Annotated in this window: 14 protein-coding genes; 11 read left to right on the top strand and 3 right to left on the bottom strand. The window is 75.0% G+C overall.

Annotated features, from left to right (window positions below; genetic code table 11):
* Position 1 precedes the first annotated feature (1 nt).
* The 11 genes from KPL60_RS28290 (at position 2) to KPL60_RS28240 (ending at position 9,146) form a co-directional block, all read left to right on the top strand.
* Positions 2 to 691 (top strand): response regulator transcription factor, encoded by a 690-nt coding sequence (locus KPL60_RS28290; protein ID WP_062398072.1) that lies wholly within the window; start codon positions 2 to 4, stop codon positions 689 to 691.
* A gap of 46 nt (positions 692 to 737) precedes the next feature.
* On the top strand, positions 738 to 1,745 hold the full coding sequence (locus KPL60_RS28285; RefSeq protein ID WP_226353948.1) for a Ppx/GppA phosphatase family protein: 1,008 nt from the start codon (positions 738 to 740) through the stop codon (positions 1,743 to 1,745).
* Positions 1,745 to 3,211 carry a hypothetical protein gene (locus KPL60_RS28280; protein ID WP_226367700.1) on the top strand — a complete coding sequence of 489 codons (1,467 nt, stop codon included), beginning with the start codon at positions 1,745 to 1,747 and terminating at the stop codon, positions 3,209 to 3,211. The genes KPL60_RS28285 and KPL60_RS28280 overlap by 1 nt, the downstream gene beginning before the upstream one ends.
* 62 nt (positions 3,212 to 3,273) lie before the next feature.
* A complete protein-coding gene (locus KPL60_RS28275; protein ID WP_374228794.1) occupies positions 3,274 to 4,098 on the top strand; it encodes a sugar phosphate isomerase/epimerase family protein in 825 nt (274 codons plus the stop codon).
* A gap of 9 nt (positions 4,099 to 4,107) precedes the next feature.
* On the top strand, positions 4,108 to 4,953 hold the full coding sequence (locus KPL60_RS28270) for a thioesterase family protein (protein WP_226367699.1): 846 nt from the start codon (positions 4,108 to 4,110) through the stop codon (positions 4,951 to 4,953).
* A gap of 20 nt (positions 4,954 to 4,973) precedes the next feature.
* Complete coding sequence (gene proC, locus KPL60_RS28265; protein WP_100878782.1) at positions 4,974 to 5,774, top strand: pyrroline-5-carboxylate reductase; 801 nt, start codon at positions 4,974 to 4,976, stop codon at positions 5,772 to 5,774.
* Positions 5,775 to 5,960: 186 nt separating this feature from the next.
* Complete coding sequence (locus tag KPL60_RS28260; protein ID WP_062398062.1) at positions 5,961 to 6,173, top strand: helix-turn-helix domain-containing protein; 213 nt, start codon at positions 5,961 to 5,963, stop codon at positions 6,171 to 6,173.
* 211 nt (positions 6,174 to 6,384) lie between these two features.
* Positions 6,385 to 6,486, top strand: a complete 102-nt coding sequence (locus tag KPL60_RS28255; protein WP_010241351.1) for a 30S ribosomal protein bS22 — start codon at positions 6,385 to 6,387, stop codon at positions 6,484 to 6,486.
* Between the two features lie 175 nt (positions 6,487 to 6,661).
* Positions 6,662 to 7,804, top strand: a complete 1,143-nt coding sequence (locus tag KPL60_RS28250; protein ID WP_226367698.1) for an NAD-dependent epimerase/dehydratase family protein — start codon at positions 6,662 to 6,664, stop codon at positions 7,802 to 7,804.
* Positions 7,786 to 8,751 (top strand): lysophospholipid acyltransferase family protein, encoded by a 966-nt coding sequence (locus tag KPL60_RS28245; protein ID WP_062403815.1) that lies wholly within the window; start codon positions 7,786 to 7,788, stop codon positions 8,749 to 8,751. The genes KPL60_RS28250 and KPL60_RS28245 overlap by 19 nt, the downstream gene beginning before the upstream one ends.
* Positions 8,748 to 9,146: a DUF5313 family protein gene (locus KPL60_RS28240; protein ID WP_226367697.1), complete on the top strand. Its 399-nt coding sequence runs from the start codon at positions 8,748 to 8,750 to the stop codon at positions 9,144 to 9,146. Before KPL60_RS28245 ends, KPL60_RS28240 begins: the two co-directional genes overlap by 4 nt.
* 13 nt (positions 9,147 to 9,159) lie before the next feature.
* Here the strand turns inward: KPL60_RS28240 and KPL60_RS28235 are convergent, their stop codons facing one another.
* The 3 genes from KPL60_RS28235 to KPL60_RS28225 form a co-directional block, all read right to left on the bottom strand.
* Positions 9,160 to 10,050 carry an HAD family phosphatase gene (locus KPL60_RS28235; protein WP_062398055.1) on the bottom strand — a complete coding sequence of 297 codons (891 nt, stop codon included), beginning with the start codon at positions 10,048 to 10,050 and terminating at the stop codon, positions 9,160 to 9,162.
* A gap of 251 nt (positions 10,051 to 10,301) precedes the next feature.
* The gene (locus tag KPL60_RS28230) at positions 10,302 to 11,726 is read right to left on the bottom strand and encodes a DUF5667 domain-containing protein (protein ID WP_208818936.1); all 1,425 of its coding nucleotides are present in this window, start codon (positions 11,724 to 11,726) and stop codon (positions 10,302 to 10,304) included.
* A 190-nt stretch (positions 11,727 to 11,916) separates the two neighbouring features.
* The gene (locus KPL60_RS28225; protein WP_062398051.1) at positions 11,917 to 12,555 is read right to left on the bottom strand and encodes a sigma-70 family RNA polymerase sigma factor; all 639 of its coding nucleotides are present in this window, start codon (positions 12,553 to 12,555) and stop codon (positions 11,917 to 11,919) included.
* Positions 12,556 to 12,557: the final 2 nt, after the last annotated feature.

The raw sequence follows: 12,557 nt of genomic DNA, 5'->3' as shown, positions 1-12,557 counted from the left end.
GATGACCAGGGTGCTGATCGTCGAGGACGAGGAGTCCTTCGCCGACCCGCTCGCGTTCATGCTGCGCAAGGAGGGGTTCACCACCGCCGTCGCGGCCAACGGCAACGACGCGCTGAGCGAGTTCGACCGCAACGGCGCCGACATCGTGCTGCTGGACCTGATGCTGCCCGGCATGAGCGGTACCGACGTCTGCAAGGCGCTGCGCTCCCGCTCCGCCGTGCCGGTGATCATGGTGACCGCCCGCGACAGCGAGATCGACAAGGTCGTCGGGCTGGAGCTCGGCGCCGACGACTACGTCACCAAGCCCTACTCGGCGCGCGAGCTCATCGCCCGCGTCCGCGCGGTGCTGCGCCGCGGGGGCGAGACCGGCGGCGAGACCGAGGGCGGCACCGGTGTGCTGGAGGCCGGCCCGGTGCGGATGGACGTCGAGCGGCACGTCGTGTCGGTCAACGGCGACGAGGTCGCGCTCCCGCTCAAGGAGTTCGACCTGCTGGAGTACCTGCTGCGCAACGTCGGACGGGTACTCACCCGCGCCCAGCTGATCGACCGGGTGTGGGGCGCGGACTACGTCGGCGACACCAAGACCCTCGACGTGCACGTCAAGCGGCTGCGGTCCAAGGTCGAGGGCGACCCCTCGACACCCAAGCACCTGGTCACGGTGCGCGGGCTCGGCTACAAGTTCGACGTGTGAGCCAGGGGTTGCCCGAGGGTCGATAACGGCTCGGTAACCTGATCGGGTGCGCCTGGCAGTTCTCGACGTGGGGTCCAACACCGTTCACCTGCTGGTGGTGGACGCCCACCGGGGTGCCCACCCGAAGCCCATGTCGTCGGAGAAGGACCAGCTGCGCCTGGCCGAGCACCTCGACCGCAAGGGCGCGCTGGGCCGCGACGGCGTGAAGGCGCTGCTGGAGAGCGTGCACCGGGCCCGGGACACCGCCCGGGCCGCCGGCTGCGACGACCTCCTGGCGTTCGCCACGTCCGCGCTGCGCGACGCGACGAACTCCGCCGAGGTCCTCGCCCGGGTGCAGCGCGAGACCGGGGTGGCGCTGGAGGTCCTGCCCGGCGAGGACGAGGCCCGCTGGACCTTCCTCGCCGTCCGCCGCTGGTGCGGCTGGTCGGCCGGGCGGCTGCTCGTGCTCGACATCGGCGGCGGCTCGCTGGAGCTGGCCGTCGGGCGCGACGAGACCCCCGACGTCGCCGCGTCGGTGCCGCTGGGCGCGGGCCGGCTGACCCGCGACGCGTTCACCTCCGACCCGCCGTCGCGGGCGGAGGTCGCCGCGCTGACCGAGCGCGTCCGCGACGAGATCGCCCCCGTCGCCGGACGGCTGCGTGCCGCGGGGCGCCCGGACCGGGCCGTCGGCACCTCCAAGACCTTCCGGACGCTGGCCCGGCTCGCCGGCGCCGCGCCGTCCAGCGCCGGGCCGGGCGCCCGCCGCACGCTGACCGCGCAGGGCCTGCGCCAGCTGTCGGCGTTCATCACCCGGATGTCGGGTCCCGACCTCGCCGAGCTCGACGGCGTGAGCGCCAGCCGGGCGCACCAGCTCGTCGCCGGGGCGGTCGTCGCGCAGGCCGCGATGGACGCCCTCGGCGTGACCGAACTCGAGATCTGTCCGTGGGCGTTGCGCGAGGGAGTGATCCTCCGGCGCTTCGACATGCTCGATGGGACGAACGGGGACGACCGCTCGGCGCAGACATCCCCGGGCGGGCTTGGACCCTTGACAACACACAGGGCACGGTGGTCGTGATGAGTGTGGACAGCGGAGAGCCTCGCCAGCGGACGGTCGCGGAGCTCCTGGCCGCCAACGGCGGCCAGCAGCCCGGACGACGCCGCCGTCGTCGCGCCGCGGAGGACGACGAGGGGCCCGTCGCCCCGTCGCCCGCGGCACCCGCGCGGACCGACGTGGCGGCCCCGCCGCGCCGCCCCGCGGCCGCCGACCGTGTCCGCCCGCCCGAGGGGTTCGCCCCGCGCGGTGGCGACGGTCCGCCCCCCACCGAGCACCCCTCGTTCCCGCCCGCGCGCCGCCCCGACCCCTCCGAGGGGCCGGCCGGGCGCGCACCGGAGCCGTTCGTGCCGAACGGCAACGCTCCGAACGGCGGTGCTCCTCACGGCGGCGCCCCGAACGGCAGCAGCCCGAACGGCGGCAGCCCGAACGGTGCTGCGCCCCACGGGGCCACGGCCTTCGGCGGCGCCCCGAACGGTGCCCCGCCCCGCAGGCCGCAGGGCCCGCCCCCCGGCCAGTGGTCCGCGGGTCCCGGCCCGGCCCCGCAGGCCCGTCCGCTCCCGCCCGAGCCGCAGGGCCCGCCGAACGGCCGCCCCTACGGCCACGACGACGGCCCCGCCACCCAGGCCTGGGGCCCCCGCGGCGACGCCCCGCGCCCGGCCGGTCCGTACGGCCCCCCGCCCGGCGCGGCCGACGACGTCCCCGACGAGGTCCCCACCAGCAGGCTCGGCGCCCGCCGCCCGGCCCCCACGGCCGACGACGACGGCGGCCCGCCCACCCAGTTCGGCGCCCCGCCGCTGGACGACGAGCACGACGGCCCCCGTCCGCATCCGGCCGACGCGGGCCCGCCGACCGGCGCCTACGACCCGTACGCCGACGACTACGACGACCGGCAGGGCTACGACGACCGGGGCTACGACGACCGGGGCCACGAGGACCGGGGCTACGACGCCGACCCCCGCTACGACGACCGCCACGGCCCCGCCGGGTACGACGACGGACCCGGCTCCGCCGACGGCGGCCGCACCGGCGTGCTCGCCCCCGGGCGCCCGCAGGACGACGACTACGACGACTACGACGAATACGAGGACCACGGCGAGCTCGCCGCCGGCGCCGTCGAGGAGGACGAGCCCCCGCGTCGCCGCTTCGGGCGCCGCGGCGCCGTCACCGACAGCGGTGCGCAGCCGCCCGCGGGCCTCGACGACGACGCGTCGACCGGTGCGGCCGGGACCGGCCAGGCCTGGGCGGTCGTCATCGCCCAGTGGATCGGCGGCGCCGTCGCCGGCGCGGCGATCTGGGTGCTGTTCCGCTACCTGTGGACCTCGCTGCCGATCGTGGCGCTGTCGCTCGCGGTCGTGCTGACCGTCGGGCTCGTGCTCGGCGTGCGGGCCCTGCTGCGCAACGACGACCTGAAGACCACGCTGTTCGCGGTGCTCGTCGGACTGCTGCTGACCGTGTCCCCGGCGATCCTGGTGTTGTTGGACCGGTAACGATGAGCGACGGTGTGACGACTCCACGATTCGTGACACCGTCGCGCCTGTCCACCGCCGACCTGCCCGGGTCGGCACCCGTCGCGCTGTCCACGGCCTCGGTCTACCCGGAGGGCGTCGCCGCCGGGTTCGAGATCGCCGGTGAGCTGGGCTATGACGGCGTCGAGCTCATGATCTGGACCGACCCGGTCAGCCAGGACCCGCGCGCGGTCGAGCGCCTCGCGCACCGCCACGGGGTGCCGATCCTCGCGGTGCACGCGCCCTGCCTGGCCGTCACCCAGCGGGTCTGGGGTGCCGACCCGGTGCACCGGCTGCGGCGCACCGTCGAGGTCGCCGCCCGGCTGGGCGCGCGCACCGTGGTGGTGCACCCGCCGTTCCGCTGGCAGCGCCGCTACGCCGACGTCTTCGCCGACGAGGTCGCCCGCGCCCACGAGGTCCACGACGTCACGCTGCCGGTGGAGAACATGTTCCCGGTGACCCGCGGCGGGATCAGCACCGTGCCCTACGCGCTGGGCCACGACCCGACCGGCATCGGGTTCGGCGCGTACACCCTGGACCTGTCGCACACCGCCGCGGCCGGCGTCGACGCGCTCGACCTCGCCGAGCGGATGGGGGACCGGCTCACCCACCTGCACCTCACCGACGGCTCCGGCGCCCCGCGCGACGAGCACCTGGTCCCCGGCCGCGGGGCGCAGCCGTGCGCCGAGGTGTGCCAGCGCCTGGCCGACTCCCGGTTCGCCGCGGACGGCGGCACCGTCGTCCTGGAGGTGTCGACCCGGCGCTGCCGGACCCGGCAGGAGCGCACCGCGCTGCTCGCCGAGTCGCTGCTGTTCGCCCGGCTGCACCTCACACCGACGATGTCCGCCATTGCCCCTACCCGTGGGTAACATGCCTGTATGAGCAGTACGACGGTCCGGCCGTTCGCCGACTCGCACGTGATCGAGCACCTCGGGGACGGCCGGTTCCGCGCCCGGCTCGACGAGACCTGGGCGATCGGGGACAAGGCCTTCGGCGGCCTGCTGATGGTGCTCATGGCCAAGTCCGGGCTGGCCCGCCTGGCGGCCGACGACGCCCCCGCGCCGGACCCGCTGGCCGTCGCCGTGGACTTCCTGCGCGCGCCCGACCTGGGCCCGGTCGAGATCACGACCGACCCGCTCAAGATCGGGCGGACGGTGTCCACGGTCGCCGTGCGGCTGCACCAGGAGGACAGGCTCATGCTGCACTCCACCGTCACCGCCGGCGTGCTGCCGACCGAGGCCCCGCGCCTGGACGACGGCTCCGCGCTCGCCGTCGAACCGGACCCGGACGCGCTCGACCCGGCCTCGGCCGAGGGCGGCGCACGCGGCCTCGCCGCCGCCTGCGAGCTGCGCTACCCGCGCGGCGCGCTGCCGTTCCTGCGCGGCGAGACCGGGCCGCCGGAGATGACCGGCTGGGTCCGCCCGCGCGGCGAGGAGCCGGACGTGCTGTTCGCGCTGATGGCCGGCGACATCCTGCCCCCGACCGTGTTCAACCTCGGCGGGACGTTCGGCTGGGCGCCGACGGTGCAGCTCACCGCGCTGCTGCGGGCCCGCCCCGCCCCGGGCTGGCTGCGGGTCGGTTCCCGCTCGCGTGCGGTGTCGAGCCCGCCCGCCGGTGGCGGGGTGTCGAGCGCGCAGTTCGACGAGGACGTCACCGTCGTCGACGCGCGCGGCCGCACCGTCTGCCAGGCACGCCAGCTCGCCCTGGCCCCGCTGGCCCGCTGAGGGGTTCCTACGCTGCCCCCATGACGAGGATCGCGGTACTGGGCGGGGGACGGATCGGCGAGGCGCTGCTCGGCGGGCTGCTGGCGGCCGGGCGGGACGCCGGTGACCTGGTGGTCGCCGAGCGGTACCCGGCGCGGGCGCAGGAGCTGACCGCGTCGCTGGGGGTCACCGCGGCCCCGGTCGACGAGGCGGTGCGCGGGGCCGGGACGGTCGTCGTCGCCGTCAAGCCGCAGGACGTCGTCACGCTGCTCGGCGAGGTCGCCGGGGCGCTGGAGCCGGGCGCGCTCGTCGTGTCGCTGTGCGCGGGCCTGCCGACCTCGCTGTTCGAGGGCGCCCTGCCCGACGGCACGCCGGTCGTGCGGGTCATGCCGAACACCCCGATGCTGCTCGGCGCGGCGATGTGCGCGATCTCCCCGGGCGCGCACGCGACCCCCGCGCACCTGGACGAGACCGAGGCACTGCTGTCCACCGTCGGCGCGGTGCTGCGCCTGGACGAGGCGAAGCAGGACGCCGCGACCGCGCTGTCCGGCTCCGGGCCCGCGTACTTCTTCCTCGTCGCCGAGGCGATGATCGAGGCGGGCGTCGGGCTGGGCCTGACCCGCCCGGACGCGACCGAGCTGACCGTGCAGACCGCGCTCGGTGCCGCGCGGATGCTGCGCGAGACCGGCGAGCACCCCGCGGTGCTGCGGGAGAACGTCACCTCGCCGGCCGGGACGACGGCGGCCGCCCTGCGCGAGCTGGAGCGGCACGGGCTGCGTGCGGCCCTGGCCGACGCGGTCACCGCGGCGCACGACCGCTCGGTGGCGCTCGGTCGCGGCTGACCCGGGCCGCCGGTACCTCGTTCAGCTCATCGTATGACGCAAAGTCACACGGACGCGCCGTGCTGTAGCACGATCGGGCCCCCCTCTGGCGGACCGATCGTCACATCCGCCCCGGTAGACTGCACCTGCATCCCCCACCACCGGGCGAACCGGGGAACCCGTCTCGGGGGAGGAAGGCGGTGCCCCATGGCGGCGGAACGTCCCGAGCCCCTGCGGCCGTCCCAGGTCCAGTTCCTGACGGTGGCCGAGGTCGCGTCGATGATGCGCGTCTCGAAGATGACCGTGTACCGGCTCGTCCACTCCGGCGAGCTGCCCGCCGCGCGCGTCGGTCGCTCGTTCCGCGTGCCGCAGCGCGCGGTCGAGGACTACCTGCGCAACGCCTACTTCGACGCGGGCTGATCCCCGGTGGGGTGAAGGCCGGTACGCCCGGGTAGACTGGTGAACCGGCTGCCGACCCCCACCGGTCGCATCGCGTCGTCGCCCCGCTCCGGCGGGCGTCGCCCGGCCCGCGCCTCGTGTCCACGTGCACGGATCGTGCGGGCGGCCCACTCCGAGGTCACCCGGTGGAGCGGTCGCTGACGATCTGCGTCGACACAGGAGGAGCACCCACATGGGCTCGGTCATCAAGAAGCGCCGCAAGCGGATGTCGAAGAAGAAGCACCGCAAGCTGCTGCGCAAGACCCGGGTGCAGCGCCGCAAGCTCGGCAAGTGACTCGCGCACCGGCCGCGCCCCCGCTCCCCGCGGGTGCGCGGCCGGTGTCGTTGTGGCGGTCCGTCCCCCGGACGGACGCGTCGCGCACCTCACGTGTCCGCGTACCTGCCCGGTGTGACGGGGCGGGACTACGATCGGCACGATCTCGCGTCAGCCCCCGGTGAACGGAGCGCCCATGGACCGGCCGACCCCGAACGTCGTGCTGGTCACCGGGGTCAGCGGCTTCCTCGGCGGGCACCTCGCGGCCCGGCTGGCGGCCGACCCGGCCATCGACCGGGTGCTGGGCGTGGACACCGTCCCCCCGCCCCGGGACCTGCTGAAGCGGATGGGCCGCGCCGAGTTCGTGCGCGCCGACATCCGCAACCCGCTCATCGCGAAGGTCATCTCCTCGGCGAACGTCGACACCGTCGTGCACGCGTCGCTCTCGGCCAGCCCCGCCTCGTCGGGCGGCCGGGCGACGATGAAGGAGATGAACGTCATCGGCACGATGCAGCTCCTCGCCGCGTGCCAGAAGGCGACCAGCGTGCGCCGGGTCGTGCTCAAGTCGACGACCGCGGTCTACGGCTCCAGCTCCCGCGACCCCGCCGTGTTCGACGAGGCCATCGGGGCCAAGGACCTGCCCTCGGGCGGGTACGCCAAGGACGCCGCGGAGATCGAGGGCTACCTGCGCGGGTTCAGCCGTCGTCGCCCGGACGTCACCACCACGGTCCTGCGGTTCGCCAACTTCATCGGCCCGCGGATGGACACCGTGCTGTCGCGCTACTTCGCGCTGCCGGTCGTCCCCACCGTGCTGGGCTACGACGCCCGGATCCAGCTGCTGCACGAGGAGGACGGCCTCGCCGTGCTCGAGCGTGCCGCCACCCACGAGCTGCCGGGCGTGTTCAACGTCGCCGCGCACGGGGTGCTGATGCTGTCCCAGGCCATCCGGCGCGCGGGCAAGATCGCCGTCCCGGTGCCGAGCGGCGCGGTCGGCCCGGTCAGCCGGGTGCTGCGCGGCGCGCGCGTCGTCGACTTCTCCCCGGAGCAGATGCGCTTCCTCAACTTCGGCAGGGTCGTGGACCTCACCCGGCTGATCGACGACTTCGGCTTCGTGCCGCGGTGGACGACCACCCAGGCGTTCGACGACTTCGTGCGCGGCAAGGCGCTGGCGCCGGTGCTCGGCCCGGAGCGGATCGCCTCGCTCGAACGGGGCGTGCTCGGTCTGGCCCGGTCGCTGCGGTTACGGGTCGGGACGGCGGCATGCGGGCACGCGAGCAGGGACGGCCGGGCGGCCGCGGTGGTACGACGAAGGGCGACGGCATGGCCGAGGCGCGGGTGATCCCGATCCGGGGCAACCGGGGGCCTGCCCGGCCCGCGCGGGCCGAGGAGCCGTCGCGGCCCGCGCCGGTCGCCTCCGCACCCGAGCCCGAGGACGACGAGGGCCCGGCCTGGGAGGCCGCGCTGGAGCAGGTCCTGGAGTTCCTGCGCCGCCGGCTCGCGGGCGACTACCCGATCGACGAGTTCGGCTTCGACCGCGAGCTCACCGACGCGATGGTGCTGCCCGCCCTGCGCCCGCTCTACAAGCGCTGGTTCCGCGTCGAGACCATCGGCACCCACCACATCCCTGAGACCGGTGGCGCGCTGATCGTCGCCAACCACTCCGGGACGCTGCCGCTCGACGCGGTGATGACGACCGTCGCGGTGCACGACGACCACCCGTCGCACCGGCACCTGCGGCTGCTCGGCGCCGACCTCATGTTCACCATGCCGGTCTCCGGCTCGCTGGCCCGCAAGGCCGGCGCGACGCTGGCCTGCAACCCCGACGCCGAGCGGCTCATGACCTCCGGCGAGCTCGTCGGGGTGTTCCCCGAGGGGTTCAAGGGCATCGGCAAGCCGTTCCGGGACCGCTACAAGCTGCAGCGGTTCGGCCGCGGCGGGTTCGTCTCCGCCGCGCTGCGCACCGGGGTCCCGATCATCCCGTGCTCGATCGTCGGCGCCGAGGAGATCTACCCCAAGATCGGCGACCTGGCGCCGCTGGCCCGGCTGTTCGGGGCGCCGTACTTCCCGGTCACGCCGACCTTCCCGCTGCTCGGCCCGGCGGGGCTGATCCCGCTGCCGTCGAAGTGGTACATCGAGTTCGGCGAGCCGATCCGCACCGACGACCACACCCCGGCCGACGCCGACGACCCGATGCTCGTGTTCAACCTGACCGACCAGGTCCGGGAGACCATCCAGCACACGCTGTACCGGCTGCTGTCCCAGCGGCGCAACGTGTTCCTGGGATGATCCGGCGGCCGGACCCGCTGCGGTGGCTCTGGTACGCCGCCGGTGGACGGCTGCCCGCTCGGTACCGCGGGTGGGTGCTGCACGACACGACCTGCCGGACCTGGCACCTGCGCCACTTCGCGCGCACGGCGGCGGTGCTGACGCTGCTGTCGGTGCCGCTGGTGCTCGTCGTCCCGGGCCCGTTGTGGCTGCGGCTCACCGCCCTGCTGCTGGGCTGGTTGGTGTCGCTGCAGTACGCGCTGTTCGTGATGGAGGAGTCCGTCGAGCACCGCGTGATGAAGGCCGGCTACCCCGCGGGCACCGCCCGCGCGACGCGGCGGGAGGCCACCGCCGACGAGCGGGCGGAGGCCGCCCGCCGCTACGCCGAGCGCTACCGCGGGGCCCCGCCGCCCTGAGCGGCCGGGCGGGTCAGCGCTTGCGGTAGGCCATCCCGGCCGCCACCGCACCGGCGACGGCGCCCGCGCCGAGCACCGAGGGCACCCCGATCCGGGCGGCCTTGCGGCCGGTCCGGAAGTCGCGGATCTGCCAGTTGCGGGCCTTCGCGACGTCGCGCAGCTCGGAGTCCGGGTTCACCGCGACCGCGGTGCCGACCGCCGAGAGCATCGGGACGTCGTTCACCGAGTCCGAGTACGCGGTGCAGCGACGCAGGTCCAGCCCCTCCGACGCGGCCAGCGCGCGGACCGCGTGCGCCTTCGCCGGGCCGTGCAGGATCTCGCCGACCAGCCGTCCGGTGTAGAGCCCGTCGACGGACTCCGCGACGGTGCCCAGCGCCCCGGTCAGCCCGAGCCGCCGCGCGATGATGCGGGCCAGCTCGATCGGCGTCGCGGTGACCAGCCAGACCCGCTGGCCGGCGTCGAGGTGCATCTGGGCCAGCGCCCGGGTCCCCGCCCAGATCCGGTCCGACATCAGCTCGTCGTAGATCTCCTCGCCGAGCGCGACGACCTCGTCGACCGGACGGCCCGCGACGAACGACAGCGCGGTGTCGCGGTGTCCCGCGATGCCGCCCTTGTCCTCCCGGCCGCCTACCCGGAACTTGATCTGCTGCCAGGCGAAGCCGGCCATGTCGGAGGTGGTGAAGAACTTGCGCGCGGCCAGGCCGCGGGCGAAGTGGAAGATCGACGCGCCGACCATCATCGTGTTGTCGCAGTCGAAGAACGCGGCGGCGGTGAGGTCCGGCGGTGCGCCGTCCCCGCCCTCCGGGCCGTCGGGGTGGTCGTCGGCCTCGGCAGCGACGGCCGCGGCGGCGGAGGCCTGACCGGCCCGCTGCGCGGAGTCGAGTGCGGTCGCCCGCTCCAGCACCCCCGGCTCCTCGGAGAGCCCGGTGTGGGTGGGCGGGTGAGACTCGCGGGTCCCGCTCTGGTCGAGAGGGGGGACGGACCCGGGATCACTCACCACGGCGGCCTTCCTGGTGCGACGGCGTCTCGCGTCCCGAGGGGATCGGGGCGCGGCCCCAGCCTACTGCCGGAACGCGGGAGCGGGCCCGGCCTCCGGTACGTGACACATGTCGACGTACCGGGGACCGGGCCCGTACCCGTGGTGTCCGGAGCGGATCAGCCGAGGGTGACCGGGCCGAGGCCCGGCAGCAGCGGCGGGATGGTGATCGGCGGCAGCAGGCGGTCCTGCTCCGACGAGGACTCCGACGAGCTGCCCGACCCGCTGTCGGAGGTGGTCGAGCCACCGCCGTTCAGCAGCGGCAGCCCGCCGCCCTGCTGCGAGGACCCCGAGGTGGTCGGGGCCTGCGAGGTCGAGGTCGCCGGACCGGAGGTCGGCGACGGCGACGGCGTGCCGGTCGCGGTCTCCGACGGCGTCACCGGCGCGGACTGCTCGACGGCCTGCGCCGAGGACGGCCCACCCGCGGTGCGGCACTCGCCGGGCACCGGGCCGAGGTCGTCGACGGTGCCGCCGCTGTCCGCGGCGCAGCCGGTGCCGGCCCGCAGCGCCTCGGCCCGGGACAGCACCCGGTCCAGCAGGCGGATCGCCTCCGAGGTCTCCCCGCGGCTCTCGGCGGGCAGGTCGGACTGCAGACGGGTGATGCGCCCGGACTGGGCGGCCGCCCAGGTCCGCAGCTCGGCCAGGCGCGAGGTGTCCGCGCCGTCGGTGCCCGCGCCGGTCAGCATCAGCCTGCTGCCGGTGCTGGTGGCCCGGTCGAAGTCGCCCATCGCGGACGCGACCGCGTCCGGCGACGGCGGCGTGGACCGCGCGACCAGGCTCTCCAGCTCGTCGACCCGGGAGCGGGCCAGGTCGAGCTGGCGGGCGGCCTCGGCCTGCTGGCCGACGGTGAACACCCCGCCGACGCTCTCGCTGGCGCGCTTCATGCCGTACATCGCGTCGCCGGGCAGGGCGTCGCGGCTGGCGGTCGAGGTCACGCCGGCGATCACCGCGAGCGCGGCGAACCCGCCGACGACGACGCCGAAGCGCTTGCGCACGCTCGGGCGGCGGCGGTCCAGCATCCGGGCGCCGGACTGCGCCGGGCGGGCGGAGTCGTCGCGGCCGGGGCCGGCCTCGGCGTCGCGGGCCGGTCCGGCCGGGGCGCCCACCTGCTCCGGGTGGTCCGGGTGGTCCGACGGCAGCACGTGGCGGCCGCGGCGCGGACGGCTGCTGCGACCGGTCGGGTCGTCCGCGGCCGGGGCGTGCTCGCCGGCGGCGCGGCGGTTGGACACCGCGTCCCAGTCGAGGTCGTCGGCGATCGGCGGGCCGATCGGCGCGGTGAGGTCGGCCTGGTCGACGCGGTCGAACCGGTCGCCGAACGGGGAGCCGCCGGACTGCTGCCCGACGCCCTCCTGGGCCAGCACCTCGAACAGCCGGGCCCGCATCCGGGCCGAGGCGTGCGGATCGGGCGAGAGATCACGCCGCGAACGGTCCAGCGCGGCGGCCAGCGCGATCTCGTGCGCCAGCTCCTCCGATGCAGGGGCACCTGCCGGCGCACGGTCGAAACCGTCGTCGCCGGGGTACCCGTCGTCCCATGCCCTGGGCATGCCGTCCGTCCTCACTGCAGTCTCGCGCTGCTCGTCGGCGCGTGTGGCGCCGTCAGTGCACGCCGGTCTGTACAACGACCGACCGCGGACGAGGTTACGGCCTTCCAACCGTTCACCGCATCGAGTAGTGCGTTCGGCGCAGTGATCGACACACCCTCTCGCGTTCCGGCTGATCCGGCGGCAGACCCGCTCACCGCAGACCGTCCGGGAGCAGCTGCGCGAGACGACGCACCGCGCGGTGCTGCAGCGCCTTGACCGCACCCTCGTTGCGGTCCATCAGCTCGGCGGTCTCGGCGACCGAGAGGCCCTTGAGGAACCGGTACTGGATGCATTCGCGCTGGTCGGAGTTGAGCTTGGCGATCGAGGCCAGCAGCTCGTCGTTGGTGGCCATGTCGAGCACCTGCTGCTCGGGACCACCGGTGCTGGGCGACAGCTCGACGATCTCCGAGGTCGTCTGCTCCAGCCGGAACCGGCTGGACTTGACGTAGTCGAAGATCAGGTTCCGGGCGATGGTGACGAACCAGGCCCCGATGTCGCGGCCCTGGTAGCTCACCGAGGAGATCCGCCGCAGGGCGCGGACGAACGTCTCCTGCGTCACGTCCTCGGCGAAGGACCGGTCGCCCATCCGGAACAGCACGTACCGGTAGACCACGTCGTGGTAGCGCTCGTAGAGCTCACCGAACGCGGCCGCGTCGCCGGCCTGGCAGGCCTCGACCAGGGCCCAGGAGCTGTTCGCGTCCTCGACGGCGCGGGCGGCCTCGTCGGCCGGGTCGGCCTCCGGGCGCTGCAGCTCCTGCGAGATCTGCGGTGCCTGTCGTGGCATCGGCATGT

It is taken from the genome of Pseudonocardia sp. ICBG162, from assembly GCF_020496225.1.
In the GTDB taxonomy this organism is placed as follows: Bacteria; Actinomycetota; Actinomycetes; order Mycobacteriales; family Pseudonocardiaceae; genus Pseudonocardia; species Pseudonocardia alni.
The sequence above is the reverse complement of the archived record's forward strand: the minus strand, read 5'-3'. Positions and strand labels throughout refer to the sequence as shown.

What these genes read in the sequence shown, in the direction of transcription:
- KPL60_RS28290 (WP_062398072.1), top strand. Translation starts at nt 2, where the DNA reads ATGACCAGGGTGCTGATCGTCGAGGACGAGGAGTCCTTCGCCGACCCG.
- KPL60_RS28280 (WP_226367700.1), top strand. Translation starts at nt 1,745, where the DNA reads ATGAGTGTGGACAGCGGAGAGCCTCGCCAGCGGACGGTCGCGGAGCTC.
- KPL60_RS28270 (WP_226367699.1), top strand. Translation starts at nt 4,108, where the DNA reads ATGAGCAGTACGACGGTCCGGCCGTTCGCCGACTCGCACGTGATCGAG.
- proC (WP_100878782.1), top strand. Translation starts at nt 4,974, where the DNA reads ATGACGAGGATCGCGGTACTGGGCGGGGGACGGATCGGCGAGGCGCTG.
- KPL60_RS28260 (WP_062398062.1), top strand. Translation starts at nt 5,961, where the DNA reads ATGGCGGCGGAACGTCCCGAGCCCCTGCGGCCGTCCCAGGTCCAGTTC.
- KPL60_RS28255 (WP_010241351.1), top strand. Translation starts at nt 6,385, where the DNA reads ATGGGCTCGGTCATCAAGAAGCGCCGCAAGCGGATGTCGAAGAAGAAG.
- KPL60_RS28250 (WP_226367698.1), top strand. Translation starts at nt 6,662, where the DNA reads ATGGACCGGCCGACCCCGAACGTCGTGCTGGTCACCGGGGTCAGCGGC.
- KPL60_RS28245 (WP_062403815.1), top strand. Translation starts at nt 7,786, where the DNA reads ATGGCCGAGGCGCGGGTGATCCCGATCCGGGGCAACCGGGGGCCTGCC.
- KPL60_RS28240 (WP_226367697.1), top strand. Translation starts at nt 8,748, where the DNA reads ATGATCCGGCGGCCGGACCCGCTGCGGTGGCTCTGGTACGCCGCCGGT.
- KPL60_RS28230 (WP_208818936.1), bottom strand. Translation starts at nt 11,726, where the DNA reads ATGCCCAGGGCATGGGACGACGGGTACCCCGGCGACGACGGTTTCGAC.
- KPL60_RS28225 (WP_062398051.1), bottom strand. Translation starts at nt 12,555, where the DNA reads ATGCCGATGCCACGACAGGCACCGCAGATCTCGCAGGAGCTGCAGCGC.